The sequence below is a fragment of the Amycolatopsis sp. NPDC004079 genome, from assembly GCF_040610415.1.
Classification (GTDB): domain Bacteria; phylum Actinomycetota; class Actinomycetes; order Mycobacteriales; family Pseudonocardiaceae; genus Amycolatopsis; species Amycolatopsis halotolerans.
On record NZ_JBEXMH010000017.1, the window covers coordinates 75,591 to 90,029 of the forward strand.

15 protein-coding genes are annotated in these 14,439 nt (G+C 68.4%); 8 read left to right on the forward strand and 7 right to left on the reverse strand.

From position 1 onward, the window contains the following. Positions 1-300: 300 nt before the first annotated feature. Genes ABZX37_RS19550 through ABZX37_RS19565 form a run of 4 tightly spaced genes read left to right on the forward strand, consistent with a single transcriptional unit; the run spans position 301 to position 4,047 of the window. Positions 301-1,314, forward strand: a complete 1,014-nt coding sequence (locus ABZX37_RS19550; protein ID WP_354741311.1) for a D-isomer specific 2-hydroxyacid dehydrogenase family protein — start codon at positions 301-303, stop codon at positions 1,312-1,314. Next, positions 1,307-2,344, forward strand: coding sequence for a D-alanine--(R)-lactate ligase (gene vanA / locus ABZX37_RS19555; protein WP_354741313.1), 1,038 nt, complete (start codon positions 1,307-1,309; stop codon positions 2,342-2,344). Before ABZX37_RS19550 ends, vanA begins: the two co-directional genes overlap by 8 nt. After that, positions 2,341-2,949: a D-Ala-D-Ala dipeptidase VanX gene (gene vanX, locus ABZX37_RS19560; RefSeq protein ID WP_354741315.1), complete on the forward strand. Its 609-nt coding sequence runs from the start codon at positions 2,341-2,343 to the stop codon at positions 2,947-2,949. The genes vanA and vanX overlap by 4 nt, the downstream gene beginning before the upstream one ends. Continuing rightward, entirely contained in the window at positions 2,950-4,047 is a 1,098-nt protein-coding gene (locus tag ABZX37_RS19565; protein ID WP_354741317.1) for a UDP-N-acetylglucosamine--N-acetylmuramyl-(pentapeptide) pyrophosphoryl-undecaprenol N-acetylglucosamine transferase, read from the forward strand. Here the strand turns inward: ABZX37_RS19565 and ABZX37_RS19570 are convergent. Together ABZX37_RS19570 and ABZX37_RS19575 are read right to left on the reverse strand one after the other, a co-directional pair. Continuing rightward, positions 3,997-5,109 carry a HAMP domain-containing sensor histidine kinase gene (locus ABZX37_RS19570; protein ID WP_354741319.1) on the reverse strand — a complete coding sequence of 371 codons (1,113 nt, stop codon included), beginning with the start codon at positions 5,107-5,109 and terminating at the stop codon, positions 3,997-3,999. The genes ABZX37_RS19565 and ABZX37_RS19570 overlap by 51 nt on opposite strands. After that, positions 5,106-5,780, reverse strand: coding sequence for a response regulator transcription factor (locus ABZX37_RS19575; RefSeq protein ID WP_344269313.1), 675 nt, complete (start codon positions 5,778-5,780; stop codon positions 5,106-5,108). Before ABZX37_RS19575 ends, ABZX37_RS19570 begins: the two co-directional genes overlap by 4 nt. An 88-nt stretch (positions 5,781-5,868) precedes the next feature. Here ABZX37_RS19575 and ABZX37_RS19580 point away from each other — a divergent pair, with 88 nt between their 5' ends. Beyond that, positions 5,869-6,405, forward strand: a complete 537-nt coding sequence (locus tag ABZX37_RS19580; RefSeq protein ID WP_354741321.1) for a M15 family metallopeptidase — start codon at positions 5,869-5,871, stop codon at positions 6,403-6,405. On the opposite strand, the gene ABZX37_RS19585 is transcribed toward ABZX37_RS19580, so the two are convergent. Next, complete coding sequence (locus ABZX37_RS19585) at positions 6,402-9,164, reverse strand: BTAD domain-containing putative transcriptional regulator (RefSeq protein WP_354741323.1); 2,763 nt, start codon at positions 9,162-9,164, stop codon at positions 6,402-6,404. The two genes, ABZX37_RS19580 and ABZX37_RS19585, sit on opposite strands and share 4 nt — an antisense overlap. 415 nt (positions 9,165-9,579) lie before the next feature. Here ABZX37_RS19585 and ABZX37_RS19590 point away from each other — a divergent pair, with 415 nt between their 5' ends. After that, positions 9,580-10,311, forward strand: coding sequence for a phosphotransferase (locus ABZX37_RS19590; protein WP_354741325.1), 732 nt, complete (start codon positions 9,580-9,582; stop codon positions 10,309-10,311). A gap of 16 nt (positions 10,312-10,327) precedes the next feature. Then, positions 10,328-11,512, forward strand: coding sequence for a GyrI-like domain-containing protein (locus ABZX37_RS19595; protein WP_354741327.1), 1,185 nt, complete (start codon positions 10,328-10,330; stop codon positions 11,510-11,512). A 71-nt stretch (positions 11,513-11,583) separates the two neighbouring features. Here the strand turns inward: ABZX37_RS19595 and ABZX37_RS19600 are convergent, their stop codons facing one another. Together ABZX37_RS19600 and ABZX37_RS19605 are read right to left on the reverse strand one after the other, a co-directional pair. Then, complete coding sequence (locus tag ABZX37_RS19600) at positions 11,584-11,718, reverse strand: hypothetical protein (RefSeq protein ID WP_354741329.1); 135 nt, start codon at positions 11,716-11,718, stop codon at positions 11,584-11,586. Between the two features lie 51 nt (positions 11,719-11,769). Then, positions 11,770-12,165 carry a cupin domain-containing protein gene (locus tag ABZX37_RS19605; protein ID WP_354741331.1) on the reverse strand — a complete coding sequence of 132 codons (396 nt, stop codon included), beginning with the start codon at positions 12,163-12,165 and terminating at the stop codon, positions 11,770-11,772. Positions 12,166-12,226: 61 nt separating this feature from the next. Here ABZX37_RS19605 and ABZX37_RS19610 point away from each other — a divergent pair, with 61 nt between their 5' ends. Continuing rightward, a complete protein-coding gene (locus ABZX37_RS19610; RefSeq protein ID WP_354741333.1) occupies positions 12,227-12,697 on the forward strand; it encodes a MarR family winged helix-turn-helix transcriptional regulator in 471 nt (156 codons plus the stop codon). A gap of 515 nt (positions 12,698-13,212) precedes the next feature. On the opposite strand, the gene ABZX37_RS19615 is transcribed toward ABZX37_RS19610, so the two are convergent. Together ABZX37_RS19615 and speD are read right to left on the reverse strand one after the other, a co-directional pair. Beyond that, the gene (locus tag ABZX37_RS19615; RefSeq protein ID WP_354741335.1) at positions 13,213-14,043 is read right to left on the reverse strand and encodes a spermidine synthase; all 831 of its coding nucleotides are present in this window, start codon (positions 14,041-14,043) and stop codon (positions 13,213-13,215) included. Continuing rightward, the gene (speD, locus tag ABZX37_RS19620) at positions 14,040-14,396 is read right to left on the reverse strand and encodes an adenosylmethionine decarboxylase (protein WP_354741469.1); all 357 of its coding nucleotides are present in this window, start codon (positions 14,394-14,396) and stop codon (positions 14,040-14,042) included. Before speD ends, ABZX37_RS19615 begins: the two co-directional genes overlap by 4 nt. Between the last annotated feature and the right edge of the window lie 43 nt (positions 14,397-14,439).

Below are 14,439 nucleotides of genomic sequence, written 5' to 3' on the forward strand. Positions count from 1 at the left end.
GCCACCGGCCCGCCACCTCGAACGACCGGCGTGGTCCCGGCAGATCGTTCCGTCCGTTCAACGGTCGCACGGTTTGTTGCCACTGGACAAGAGTTGCCCGATATCGCGCCCGTGCCGGTCCACGACGACACCCGGGTGCCTGAACTGCGAAAACAGTGGTATGGCTCCCGGATTTGTGGCTATCACACCGGTGGTTACCGCACACGGTGCGGTTTTCCTTCTTCGCTGGGCCGGAGATATCGTCCGTGTATCGGAAACCGCATACGTGCTGGCAACATCGTTCTGCCTTGACTGGCAGGCATGACCTACCGCGAACCGGCACGTGCCGCGGGGCTGCGGTCGCTGGTTCCGGCGACCGGCATCACGATCTACGGGTGCGGGCCCGACGAAGCCGCCTTGGTCCGGGAGGCGGTGTCTCGTTTGGGGGTGGCACCGGCTGTCACCTCGGCGGCGCTGTCGGAAGCCAACGTCGAGCTCGCCGCCGGGAATCGGTGCGTCAGTGTCAGCCACAAAACCCGCATCACCAACGCGGCTCTGCACGCGCTCGGCGAGGTCGGGGTCAGATATCTCTCCACGCGGAGCATCGGGTGCAATCATCTCGACGTCGCGTACGCCGAGAAAATCGGCATCACGGTGGAAAACGTCGCGTACTCGCCCGACAGCGTCGCTGACTACACGCTGATGTTGATGCTAATGGCGATCCGCAACGCGAAATCGCTCATCCGCCGGACTGACGCACACGATTACCGGTTAATCGATCTACCGGGAAAAGAACTGCGCGACCTCACCGTCGGCGTCATCGGAACCGGACGGATCGGCGCGGCGGTCATCGACCGGCTGTGGGGTTTCGGCGGCCAGAAGCTGGCTTACGACCTCCGCCCGCGGACGTCGGCGGACTACGTTCCCCTCGACGATTTGCTGCGGCAGAGCGACATCGTCACCCTCCACACCCCGCTCACGCCCGAGACCCGCCACCTGCTGAACCGGCCGCGGATCGCGCAGCTGAAACCCGGGGCGATCGTCGTCAACACCGGCCGCGGCGGGCTGATCGACACCGAAGCCCTCCTGTCCGCGCTGGAAAGCGGCAGGCTGGGCGGCGCGGCATTGGACGTCCTCGAAGGGGAGGAAGGGATGTTCTATGCCGACTGCCGCCGAAAACCGATCGAAAACACGAATCTGGCGCGATTGCAGAAACTGCCGAACGTCCTGATCAGCCCGCACACCGCGTACTACACCGACCACGCCTTGCGCGACGCCGTGGAAAACAGTCTCCTCAACTGCCTGAATTTCGAAAGCTGGACGAACCATGACTAAACTCAAGGTCGGCGTCATCTTCGGGGGAATCTCCGAGGAACACCCCGTCTCGGTCAAATCCGCGCGCGAGGTCGCGAAGAACCTCGACCCGGAAAAGTACGAGCCGTACTGGATCGGGATCACCAAGGACGGCTCCTGGAAGCTGTGCGACGGCCCCGGCGAAGCGTGGGAGGACGGCGGACGCCCGGCGATGCTGTCGCCCGACCGGAGCGTCCACGGGCTGCTCGTCGAGGACCAGGGGAAATACGAACCGGTCCGGCTGGACGTGGTGCTGCCGGTACTGCACGGAAAGCTCGGCGAGGACGGCGCGACGCAGGGCCTCCTGGAGCTGTCCGGAATCCCGTACGCGGGCTGCGACGTGCAGAGTTCCGCGCTGTGCATGGACAAATCCCTCGCGTACCTGGTCGTCGACAGCGCGGGCATCGCCACGCCGAACTTCTGGGCCGGGACCGCGGCCGAGAACGTCGACGCGAGCAAGTTCACCTACCCCGTCTTCGTGAAACCGGCCCGGTCCGGTTCGTCGTTCGGCGTCACCAAGGTTTCGCGCGAGGAGGACTTGCCGGGCGCGATCGCTGAGGCAGCGCGGTTCGATTCCAAGTTGCTGATCGAGGAAGCGGTCGAAGGCAGCGAGGTGGGTTGCGCGGTGCTGGGCAACGGCGCGGAGCTGACAGTCGGCGAACCGGACCAGATCCGGCTGTCGCACGGCTTCTTCAAGATCCACCAGGAAGACAATCCCGAAAGCGGCTCCGAGAACTCGACCATCCTCGTCCCCGCCGACATCTCCGGCCAGGCGCGCGCCCGCGTCCAGGCGACCGCCCAGACCATCTACCGCGCGCTGGGCTGCGCGGGACTCGCCCGGGTCGACCTGTTCCTGCTGGAAGACGGCACCGCCATGCTGAACGAGGTCAACACCTTCCCCGGCCTGACCTCCTACAGCCGGTACCCGCGGATGATGGCGGCGGCCGGGCTGCCGTTCCCCGAAATGCTCGACCGGATGGTGTCGCTCGCGTTGGCCAGGCAGCCGCGATGAAGCACGGTTTCGCCTTCCTGGACGAGGCCGCGCCCGGGATCCGCTGGGACGCCAAGTACGCCACCTGGGACAACTTCACCGGCAAACCCGTCGACGGTTACCTCGCGAACCGGATCGTCGGCACCCACGCCTTGTGCACCGCCCTCCACAGCGCCCAAGACAAAGCCGCGACGCTGGGCTTCGGCCTGCTGATCTGGGACGGCTACCGGCCACAGCGCGCCGTGGACTGCTTCCTGCGCTGGGCGGAACAGCCCGAAGACGGCCGCACAAAACGCCGGCACTACCCGAACCTCAACCGGGCGGAGATGTTCGAAAACGGCTACGTGGCGACCAAATCCGGCCACACCCGAGGCAGCACAGCCGATCTGACGCTGTATCGCCTGGACACCGGCGAGCTTCTCCCCATGGGCGGCGGCTTCGACCTGATGGACGTCGTCTCACACCACGGCGCACCCAGCATCACCGCGACCGAGGCAGCGAACCGCGAACACCTCCGGTCCATTATGGAGGACTGCGGTTTCGCCGCCTACGAAGCCGAATGGTGGCACTACACGCTGAAGGACGAGCCCTATCCAGACACGTACTTCGATTTCCTCGTCGCGTAGATGGAAACCAGAGCACCACGCGTGGTCGTCGCCGGAGGCCATTCCGCCGGGCACATCGAGCCCGCGATGAACTTCGCCGACGCACTGCGAAAGCTGGCCCCCGCCGCCGAGGTCACCGCGCTCGGCACCGTCCGCGGCCTGGACACCACGCTCATCCCGGCCCGCGGCTACCCGCTCGAACTCATCCCTCCCGCGCCCTTGCCGCGCAAGGCAACCCGGGCCCTCCTGAAGACGCCGTCCCGGTTGCGCGATTCGATCCGCGCCGCCGGAGCGGTCCTCGACCAGGTCCAGGCAGACGTCGTAGTGGGTTTCGGCGGCTACGTCGCCGCACCCGCTTACCTCGCCGCCCGCCAGCGACGCCTGCCCATCGTGATCCACGAGGCGAACGTCCGCCCCGGCGCAGCCAATCGGCTGGCCGCCCGGATGACGACGCACGTCTACACCGCCTCCCCGGACGTCCGGCTGAAACACAGCACCGCGATCGGCATCCCACTGCGACCGGCGATCACCGGACTCGACCGCCTCGCAACCCGCGAAGCAGCTCGACGGAAGTTCGGCCTCCACCCCGACGGCCCAGTTCTGCTGGTCACCGGCGGCTCGCAAGGCGCCACCGCGATCAACGCCGCCGCCTCCGGCGCAGCTGCACAGCTGAAAGCAGCCGGGGTCCAAGTCCTGCACATCACCGGCCCACAGCACACCGTCGAAGCGAACGACCCGTCGTATGCAGTCCTGCCGTATGTCGACGAAATGCAGTACGCCTACGCCGCAGCTGACTTCGCGATCTGCCGCTCAGGCGCGATGACCTGCGCGGAACTGGCCGCCGTCGGACTGCCAGCCGCGTTCGTCCCGCTCCCGGACCGCGGCGGCGAGCAACGCCTGAACGCCGGACCAGTCGTCGCAGCGGGTGGCGCACTGCTCGTCAACGACGCCGACCTCACCCCTGCTTGGATCGAAGCCACGCTCATCCCGATCCTCACCGACCCGGCCCGTATCGCGGCGATGTCCGCCCGCGCCTCCGCGACCGGAGCGCCCAACGCCGACACCGTCCTAGCCCGGCACGTCCTGGCGATCGCCGAACGACATCGCCCCGCCAGGTAGCCGCACCGTCACGCGAAGCCCGCCAGCAACACCCGGCGCGAGAGAAAGAGTCCCGTCATGCGCCTGCGCGATGCTCTTCACGATCGCCAGCCCAAGACCGACCCCGGCGTGGTCACGACGGATCCGCTCGGTACCGCGCTGGAACGGCTCGGTGAACGTCCAGATCTTCTCCGGGCTGACTTCCTCCCCGGTGTTTTCCACGATGAGCGTGCTCGCCGTCGCGGAGGCAGTGGCGCGAAGCTGCACCGTCCCGCCTTCCGGCAAGTTGTGGACGATCGCGTTGTGCAGCAGATTCGTCGTCAACTGCAGCAGCAGCGCACGCGACCCGCGAACGGCAGTGATGTCTCCCGAAGTCTCGATGACGACCCCGTGCTTCTCGGCCAGCGGGAGAAGCGTCTCGGCGGCTTCCTCGGCCAGAAGCGACAGATCGACCGGTTCCCGGGTGAAGGACCGCTGATCCGCGCGGCTGAGCAGCAGCAAGGCTTCGGTGAGCTCGATCGCCCGGGCGTTCACGACGCGGAGACGCTCGTGGAGTTCGCCGACGTCGCGGTCCGGGTCGTTGCGGGCGACTTCGAGGAGGCTCTGCGTGATCGCCAGCGGGGTGCGCAGCTCGTGGGAGGCGTTGGCGGCGAATCTGCGCTGTTCGGCGACGTGCGCGTCGAGGCGGGCGAGCATGGCGTCGAAGCTGTCGGCGAGTTCGCGGAACTCGTCGTCGCGGCCTTCCAGTTCGATCCGGTGGGCGAGCGACCCGGTCGCGGCGCGCCGGGTCGCGGCGGTGATCCGGGTCAGCGGGGCGAGCATGCGCCCGGCCAGGACCCAGCCGCCCAGCAGGCCGAACACCAGCAGGAGCAGCATCACGACGGCCGCGTCGGGCGCGAAGTCCTTGATCAGGTCGCGGCCGGACGGAGCCATCACCACCGGCATCACTTCCAGCGCCCGTTCCTGGTAGTTCAGCAGGAACAGGCCCACCGCGCCGAGCAGCAGCGTGCCGGCCAGCATGAGGAACCCGGCGTAGCTGAGGGTCAGTTTGAGCCGGACGCTCATCCCCGGCTCGCGGATCATCCGCGAGCCGATCCGTCGTCGATCCGGTAGCCGACCCCGGGGACGGTCGCGACCAGCCACGGTTCGCCGAGCCGTTTGCGCAGCGCCGAGACCGTGATGCGGACAGCGTTGGTGAACGGGTCCGCGTTCTCGTCCCAGGCCCGCTCGAGGAGCTCTTCGGCGCTGACCACGCCGCCCTCGGCCGCGACCAGAACCTCGAGGACGGCGAATTGTTTCCGGGTCAGCGCGACGTACCGGCCGTCCCGGTAGACCTCGCGGCGGAACGGGTCCAGCTTCAGTCCCGCGATTTCCCGGACCGGCGGCCGGTTGTGCGCGCGCCTGCGGTCGAGCGCGCGCAGCCGGAGCACGAGTTCCCGCAGCTCGAACGGTTTGGTGAGGTAGTCGTCGGCGCCGAGTTCGAAGCCGGAGACCTTGTCGTCGAGCCGGTCGGCGGCGGTGAGCATCAGGATCGGCATGCCGCTGCCGGACGCGACGACGCGTTTCGCGATCTCGTCGCCGGACGGGCCGGGGATGTCCCGGTCGAGCACCGCCATGTCGTAAGCGTTGACGCTGAGCATTTCCAGCGCGGTGTCCCCGTCCCCGGCGAGGTCGGCCGCGATCGCTTCCAGGCGCAGTCCGTCCCGAATGGCCTCGGCCAGGTACGGCTCGTCCTCGACGATCAGCACACGCATGCCGTCGATGCTACGAGCAGACGCGTATCGCTGGCATATCCGAAACCGCGTACACGCCGGCAACACCGTTTCGCCTTGGCTGAACGCCATGACCCGCAGCGAATCAGCACGACGCCCGGCTCTCGCCGTCTTCCGGCGAACTGTCGGCCGGGTGCTTCGCCGTCGTGACGCACTGAGCGAGGCCGACGGAGCCGTCCCGTCCGGCACGACGGTGTTCGCCGAGATTTCCGCCGTCGCCAATCTCGCCCCGGCGTTCCTGGATGCACTGCGGCGGGCGGCGAAGGACGCCGCGAACGACGGCGTCGAGTTCCGCGTCAACAGCGGCTGGCGGTCCCCGGCGTATCAGAATCAGCTTCGGCACAAGGCAATCGCCAGATACGGCTCGGAACAGGAAGCCGCGCGTTGGGTAGCCACTGCGGACCGGTCCGCGCACGTTTTGGGGAACGCGATCGACCTCGGTCCCTTCGAGGCCACGGCCTGGCTGTCGAAACACGGTGCCGCGTATGGACTGTGCCAGATCTACCGCAACGAACCGTGGCACTACGAACTGCGCCCCGAAGCTATCGACCAGGGCTGCCCGCCGATGTACGCCGACCCTTCGCAGGACCCGAGTTTGCGGGCCTAGGACGGATCCGCCAGCCGTTCCTGCAATCGAGCGTGCCGGAACTGGTATACCTCGCCGACCTGCCGCAGGACGCCCCGGCGATGCGCGTCGTCGAGGAAACCCATCAGGTCCAACGGGATCCGCTTCCGCGAGGCCAGCCACAACCGGCTGAACGTGTACGCACCCCAAGCCCGGGCGATCCACACGCTCAGCCCCACCGCCAGCCCGAACCCGACCCCCGCCGCGATCGCCTGCGCCGTGCTCGACGCCCGCGAAAAGACTTGGCCGCCGATGAGCACGCCAGCGAGGCCGTAGGCGAGACTTCCCGGGCTCCGCACCAAAAACCGGCCGAGCAACGCCGACGCCAGCCCGCCGGCGAAGGCCAGCGCCAGGTCGTAGTGGTCGTGGAAAACGCCGAGGAATCGCGTCTCCTTCGTGAAGGCGAACGCCATCCCATAGAACAAGCCCAGCGAAACGATGAAGGACAAGGTGAACGACAGCGTCGCGGCGCGGTCGTTGCGCAGGACGCTCGCCGGACTCGACACCCGGCTCGCCTCCAGCGGCGTGTCCAGCCAGACGTGCACCCCGATCGCCAGCCCGAACACCACCGCGAGCAGCGCGATCACCCCGGCCGACAGCGACCAGGCCAGCCCGAGGCAGACCCCGATCAGCACCCCGACCGCGAACCGCCGCAGGAAACGGCCCGCAGTGCCGCGGAACCGCGCCTCCACGCGCAACGGACCCGGTCGGCTGCCGACTGTATGCGTTACACAACCTGCAACCGCGAACGACAGCCCGTAGATCGCGCCGATCATCGGCCCTGCCGCGATCCAGCCGGTCAGCGCGAACAGCAACGCAGGCGGCAGCCCAAGACAGAGCCCGAGGACCAGCCTCGGCACCGCGCGATCCAGCTGCCACCACGCGAGATCGCGGCTCTGGTCGCGTTCCAGCTGCCGGGCGAAGAAACTCAGCCAGCGCTGCGCCTGGTCCGCCGGGTAATCGCGGGGCCGGGTCGGCCGGTCGAGCCGCGCGGGCGGTGCCGGACGGGAGGTGTAGACCACCGGCAGGTACTCGTCCAGCAGATGTCCCTCGATCGCCGCGCGGTCGGGAAACCGGTTCGTGTCGCAGAGTTCGCCGGGATCGGTCGACGGATGCGCGTACGCCGTCCTGGCCAGGTCGACCATCAGCGGCGTGCGAAGTGCCTGTGCCAGCGCGCTTTCCGGGCTCTTCCGCAGCTGCCGGACCACCGGTTCCCAGCGGGTTTCGCCGAACCGCTGCCGCGCGGTGAGGAAGTCGATCGCGTCCTCGGTCTCGACCGGTTCGATCTCCACCACCGCCGCCCGCGACAGGAAGGTCCCGGACTGCCGCACCGCGAACTCGTACTCGGTGCTGCGGCAGGTCACCACGAGCGGCCGGCCTCCGGAAACGGCCTGGTCCAGCGCGTCGATCGCGGCGGTGTGCAGCCCGGGCGCCAGCTCGTCGAGCCCGTCGAGCACCGGGATGATCCGGCCTTCGAGCACCAGCCGAAGCGCCGCGCCCTTGCCGTACGCGCCGGTGTTGGCCAGGCCCGGATACTCCTCGACCAGCCGTCGGGCCAGCCAGCCGTGCAGGTGTTCCTCGCGGGGATTCCACGACGACAGCGGCAGCAGCACCGGCACCGGTTCGCCCGGCGGCGGGTCGGCCAGCAGCCCGAGCGTGAGCAGGATGGCCAGCACCGATTTCCCCGCGCCCGGTTCGCCGAGCACGACCAGCTGCCGCGCCGAAACCTGCCGGAACTTCGCGACGACGTCGGTGAGATCGCCGCTGAACGTCAGCCTGCTCTGGTCGCCGGGCAGGCCGAGCACCGCCGGTGCCGCCGCGGCGACCGGACGCTCGGTGCTCGTCCAGGTCAGCGGAACCGGTTCCGGACGGTGCAGCGAGCGGATCTCGGCCTCCGCGGTCCATTGCCGGACGATCGCCGCCGCGAGTTCGTCGGCCGCCCGGTCAAGCTGACTCGACGGTTGCTCCGGCGGGCTCGGCGACTCCTCCGGCTGGCTCGGTTCTTCCGTCTCACCACGCAGAATCCGCTCGTGCAACCGGCGCACCTCGGCACCGGGATCGACCCCGAGCTCCTCGGCGAGCTGCGTCCGCAACTGCTGGAACACCGTCAGAGCGTCCGCCTGCCGCCCGCTGCGATCCAACGCGAGCATCAGCTGTGCGTACGGCCGTTCCCGCAGCGGATGTTCCTCGACGATCTCCGCCAGCTCGTCCACGACCTCGCGGTACTGGCCCAGCTTCAGCTGCCAGTCAATGCACAGCTCCAGCGCGTTCAGCCGCTGCTCCTCCAGCCGCGCCGCGCGCCCGGCTAGCGCTGCGGAGTCCAGTCCGTCCAGCACCGGACCACGCCACAGCTTCAACGCCGAGCGGATCTCCTCGACGCCCTCGGCCAGCGCACCGCCCTCCGCCGACTGGCGGGCAGCAGCAACAGCGTCGGTAAATCGAAGCCAGTCGACTTGCTGATTGTCGACCGTGATCCGGTAGCCGGAACCGTCGGTCACGATGAGCTGTTGTCCGGGATCGGCCAGCCGCTCGCGCAGCACCGAAACACAGTTCTGGATCTGCTTCGTGGCCGTCGCGGGCGGCTCGCCGTCCCACGTCGCCTCGATCAGCTTCGGCAGCGGAACGACGGAGTTCGGCGAGAGCAGCAAACAAGCCAGCACGCGGCGATGGCGCGCGCCGGGCAGCGTCAGCCGGTCGGATCCAGTCTGGATTTCCAGCGCCCCGAGCACGCGAAAATCCATTCCGCGGTTCCCCCCTCGGCTCCGGCACCGCTGCGGGCCTGAGCATACCCGCGCAGGTCAACGGCCTCCGCGAGGACGAAGGGACAGACCGGGGACAGGTTGGGGACGCCTCCGGGCATGGTGGAACCACGTCCGGCCCCCGAGGTGGGGACCTGGTCGCCGGCTCGGGGGCCGGCGGCGGTGGGGCCGGGCGGACATCCTCCGACCAGCGGCGCGATGCCAGGCCCGCGTGCGCGGCTCGGCAGGTCCGTGAGGGGAACCCTGAGGGACTCAGAGTCCGTGAAGGTTCCCCTCACGGACCGCGCACCGCCCCCGCCTACCTGGCGTCGGAGGGGGGGCGAGTGCTGGGGGTACTCGCCGCCGCCGTCGCGAAAATCCGGTGCCGTCCGTGCTCGTCTTCGTGACAATCGCGGGCATGGAGGAAGTCGAAATCGTCGTCGCCCACCACGAACGCGCGACCCTGCGCGTCGGCGACGTGTTCCTGAAGGTCGACACCGACCGGGCACGCGCCGACGCCGAGGTTGCCGCGATGGCGCTGGCACCGCTCCCGACCCCGGAGATCCTCTGGCGGAAACCGCCCGTGCTCGCCCTCGCCGCGCTGCCCGGACGGGAACTCGGCCGCCCGGGGAAACCGTCGACCGCGTCGCCGGAAGCCTGGGTCGCCGCCGGAGCCGCCGCCCGGAAGCTGCACGAGGCGCCGCTGCCGCCGTCGCCCGGCCTCGACCCCGGCCAGCTCGCCGCGGACCTCGACCGCGAATGCGCATGGCTGATCGCGAACGACGTCCTGCCCGCCAGCCTGGTCACCGGCAACCGCCGCCTCGCCGAGGCCGCGCTCCGGCCGTGGACCCCGGTGTTCACGCACGGAGACCTGCAGGTCGCGCACATCTTCGTCGAGGGCGACGAGGTGACCGGCGTCCTCGACTGGTCCGAAGCCGCCCAGGGCGACGCCCACTTCGACCTCGCCGCCTTGACGCTCGCCCACCAGGAACACCTCGACGACGTCCTGGCCGGCTACGGCGACGGCGTCGACCTCGACGTGCTCCGCGCGTGGTGGTCGCTGCGCAGCCTGCGGGTCGTCCATTTCCTGGTCGGGCACGGCTTCGACCCCGCACCGGAGGTCGCGGTACTGGAGGCTCAGCTATTCTAGTACTAGAATAGCGGGCATGGCCGCCCTCACCGACGCCGAACTGACCATCCTCGGTTTGCTTGTCGAGCAACCGCGGCACGGCTACGCGCTGGAACGGGTGGTCGAGGAACGCGGCATCCGCACGTGGACCGCGCTCGGTTTCTCCTCGATCTATTACGTCCTCGACAAACTGGCCAAGCGCGGCCTGATCGAAGCGACCGGCGCTCCCCGCTCCGGCAAATCGCGCGCGACCATCCAAGCCACGCAGGCCGGCGTCGAGCTGTGCGCGGAGGCCACCCGCGAAGCGCTCACCGCGCTGACCCCGATCCACGCGCGGGTCCTCGTCGCGATGGCCAACAGCCCCGGCCTGCCGGACGCGGAAGTGCACGCCGGGCTGACCGCGCGACTCGCCGCGTTGCGCGAACAACTCGCCGAAGTCCGGGCGACGCGCGCCAGCCAAGAACCGTTGCCGGACGCCGCGGCGGCGATCTTCGACTACAGCGAAGCGATGCTCACGGCCGACCTCACCTGGACCGAAAGCGTCCTCAGCAAGGAGACCACGGTGGACAAGTACGACGTCAAGAAAGCCCACCGCGCGCTGTATTCGCCGCCGTCGAAGGACTTCACCGTCGTGGACGTACCCGCGCTCCAGTACCTCGCCGCCGACGGCCACGGCGATCCGAACACTGCTCAGGAGTACACGAACGCCGTCGAAGCGCTGTACGGAATCGCTTATTCGGTGAAGTTCGCCAGCAAGAAAAACCTCGGCCGGGACTTCGTCGTCGGACCGCTCGAGGGCCTGTGGCGCGCGGACGACCCCAGCGTTTTTCTCGCGCGCGACAAAGAGAAATGGGACTGGACGATGCTGATCAGCCAGCCGGACTGGGTCACCGGGGAGATGGTCCGGGAGGCCGCCGAGAGCGTCGCGAAGAAGAAGGACAACCCCGCGCTCGCCGGGGTTCGGCTACGCACGCTGACGGAGGGCACGAGCGTCCAGATCCTGCACCTCGGCTCGTACGACGACGAAACGCCCACGCTGAACCGGCTCCACCACGAATACCTGCCCGAGCACGGCCTGACGTTCAACGGCGACCACCACGAGATCTACCTGAGCGACCCGCGCCGCACCGCGCCCGACAAGCTGAAGACGGTTCTGCGGCAGCCGGTCAAGCCTCTTGGAACACGATCCGCCGCGGCGGAGTCGGCCCATTCTTTCGGCTGACGCACCTGGAGGTTCGCGGCGGAGACGAGCGGTCACTCATGCGGTGACCGCTCGTCACGCCCCGTGCGTTATTACTGGCAGGCTTCGCAATCCGGGTCGTCGATGCGGCAAGCGGCGCCGTCGACGAGCGGAAAGTCGAAGTCGTCCAGAACGGGAACGACCGAGGCGGTTTCTTCAGCGGCGGGCGGCGTGGTGGGAGCAGACATATCCGTTGTAGCGCTCAAGATCGCCGAACATTCCGTGACGCCCGCCACAGGTCAGGCCACCCAGTCCGGAAGAATCTTGTCCCCGTCGGCCGTCGCACACGCTGGCACCACGCCAGTCCGATACACCCGCGTACTCCCCGGCGCACACACGATCGCCACCATGCCGCTGCTCGCATCGGCCCGCACCTGCCGCTCGGCGTCCGCGGGCAGCACCACCGTCTCCCCTTCCTTCACGACCTCGACGACGCCGCCCAGTTCAATCTCCGCCCCGCCGCCGAGAACCGTCCACACCTGCTCGGAATCGAACGCATGCACCGGCCCGACCGCACCCGGCACCATCTCCACTTTCCAGACCGCCTGCTGACTGCCGCCCTGAGTCGGCGACGCCAGCGTCGTCATGACCGCGTTCGGCGTCTCCGTCCGACGACTGTCCCTGATGACCGTCACTGGCCACTCCCCTTATAATAGACAACGAGGTTGTCAATATAGTCAACGAGGTTGTCTACCCATGTCAAGCGATCCGCCCGGATACGAGCTGCCGCTGCGCCTGTTGTTCGGCTTCCGCAGCCTGATCGACGACCTGCACGCCGAACTCGCGAAGCAAGGCCACCCCGACGTCCGCCCGATGCACGGCTTCGTCTTCCAGGCGATCGGCCCGTCGGGCACGACCGCCGTCGACCTGGGCCGCGCTCTCGGCGTGACCAAGCAGGCCGCGGGCAAGACGATCGACACCCTTGAGCGGCTGGGCTACGTCCACCGGGAACGCGACCCCGACGACGGCCGCCGCATGCTGGTGCGCCTGACCGACCGAGGTCTCGACTGCCTGGCCAAGTCCGCGCAGATCTTCGACCGACTACGCGCGGAGTGGTCTGAAACCCTCGGCGCCGGACGGCTTCGTGCCTTGGAGGAGGACCTGCGGAAGGTCGCGTCGCCAGACTCCGCGCGACTGGATCTGCCGGGCTGGTTCTCCGGCGCTTGACACCGATCGGGAGCGGCAGTTGGATCCGCTCATGCATCGAAGACGGGGAATCCTGCTGGCCGCCGCAGCGGTGGCTGGTACGGCGATCGCGGTGACCATGGGGCTGACTTCCAGCAGCGAACAGCCCACTCCGGTGGCCGCTTCCGCGCCTTCCTCGGCTTCGCCTTCCCCGGTTGCCGCATCACCCGCCCCGGCTGCCGCTTCGCCGATCCCAGCCGCCGTATCGCCGACTCCGGCACCACCCGCCGCGAAGCCCGCCAGCGCGCATCCCACGCACCACAGCAACCCAGCGCCGAAGCCCGCGCATTCAGCAGCGACCGGCCGCGCCCCCAGCGACGCAATCCGAGACCGCGTCTACGAACCGCCGCTCAACCCGCGCCCCCAGGGCCAGGTCCCCGGAGCAGGCTGGGAACCCGGAACGAAATCCGGCAACACCGGCCCGTCCGACGAGCCCGTCACGACCCCGACTCCCCTGCCGAATCCGGGAACCCACTAGTCCGGTCAATCGAACGCTTTCACCGGCGAAGACTGATCGGCGGCACCGTAGCGCCCCGCAACGTCAGGGCATCAATCGTCACCGGCCGATACGACAGCGTCGGCAACCGCTCCACCATCGTCTCCACCGGCGCTTCCACGTCCGTCCCAAAGAAAAACGCCCACTCATGCTCCGGCGAGCCAAAGTAGACCGGCGTCGGGAAGACGTCCTCGAACCGACGCCAGCACTTCACCAACGTCGAGTTCCGCCACAACGTCGGGCACCCGCCCTGATACGCCACTACCCCACCAGGCGTCAGCAACGACCGGCACTGAGCCAGGAATTCCGCGCTGTACAAACGATTGTGCTGGGCCTCAGTGGAATCCTGCTCATCGGGCAGATCCACCAACACGACGTCGTACTTCTCGCCGCAAGTGTGGACGTACTCCCACCCGTCGGCGTAATGCACCCGAACCGGCCCCTCGCCACGCTCCGCCCGGGCCAGCTCAGCCGACGAGTACCCATACGGAAGATGCGCCGCACAAAGCCGAACCGCCTCGGCATCGATGTCCACGTGATCGACCGAAGCCCCCGCCTCGGCCGCGATCTGGCACACCACGCCTTCGCTGGACCCGACCACCAGCACCCGGTCCACAGTGGACGCCAGCAGCAACGCGGGCACCAGCAACGCCTCGTGATACACGAGCTGGCTGAACTCGGTACTCTGCCGCTCGTCGTCGCAGAACAGCGAAATCCCCTGCGCCGTCTTGCCGATCACCAAATGCTGATAAGCAGTCCGCGTGTCGACCACAACGTCCGAAACCTGCCACAGCCGCGTCAGCCCAGCGCCGACCGGTTCCTCGATGTTCAACTGTCTTCCTGTCCTCTGTGGATAGTGGTGACCCGCGAAACGCTCGCGCCGAGCAAGTCCCGCAGCAACTGAACCGCCAGCTCCGGATCCGCCTTGCGCCCGCACGTGAACACATCCACGAACGCCGACCCGCGCTCCGGATACGTGTGAATCGAAGCGTGCGACTCCGAAAGCAAAGCCATCGCCGTCACCCCGTGCGGCTCGAACTGCTTGTACGTCAACTCGCACACCGTCGCGCCAGCCTTGTCCAGCGCACGTTCCAAGCTCTCGCACAGAAATGCCGGATCGTCGAGCACCTCCGCGGCCACCCCGGAAAACTCAGCCAGCACATGCCGTCCAGCGAACTCCCCGATCCCGCCGGCCTCCCCGCCGACGAAGTAGGACCGCAGCGGCGGA

Bases quoted from the DNA above. Each gene is read 5' to 3' on its own strand.
- ABZX37_RS19570 (WP_354741319.1), bottom strand. From the start codon at position 5,109: ATGATCCGCGAGCCGGGGATGAGCGTCCGGCTCAAACTGACCCTCAGC.
- ABZX37_RS19595 (WP_354741327.1), top strand. From the start codon at position 10,328: ATGGCCGCCCTCACCGACGCCGAACTGACCATCCTCGGTTTGCTTGTC.
- ABZX37_RS19590 (WP_354741325.1), top strand. From the start codon at position 9,580: ATGGAGGAAGTCGAAATCGTCGTCGCCCACCACGAACGCGCGACCCTG.
- ABZX37_RS19610 (WP_354741333.1), top strand. From the start codon at position 12,227: ATGTCAAGCGATCCGCCCGGATACGAGCTGCCGCTGCGCCTGTTGTTC.
- ABZX37_RS19580 (WP_354741321.1), top strand. From the start codon at position 5,869: ATGACCCGCAGCGAATCAGCACGACGCCCGGCTCTCGCCGTCTTCCGG.
- ABZX37_RS19585 (WP_354741323.1), bottom strand. From the start codon at position 9,164: ATGGATTTTCGCGTGCTCGGGGCGCTGGAAATCCAGACTGGATCCGAC.
- vanX (WP_354741315.1), top strand. From the start codon at position 2,341: ATGAAGCACGGTTTCGCCTTCCTGGACGAGGCCGCGCCCGGGATCCGC.
- ABZX37_RS19565 (WP_354741317.1), top strand. From the start codon at position 2,950: ATGGAAACCAGAGCACCACGCGTGGTCGTCGCCGGAGGCCATTCCGCC.
- ABZX37_RS19575 (WP_344269313.1), bottom strand. From the start codon at position 5,780: ATGCGTGTGCTGATCGTCGAGGACGAGCCGTACCTGGCCGAGGCCATT.
- ABZX37_RS19550 (WP_354741311.1), top strand. From the start codon at position 301: ATGACCTACCGCGAACCGGCACGTGCCGCGGGGCTGCGGTCGCTGGTT.
- ABZX37_RS19600 (WP_354741329.1), bottom strand. From the start codon at position 11,718: ATGTCTGCTCCCACCACGCCGCCCGCCGCTGAAGAAACCGCCTCGGTC.
- vanA (WP_354741313.1), top strand. From the start codon at position 1,307: ATGACTAAACTCAAGGTCGGCGTCATCTTCGGGGGAATCTCCGAGGAA.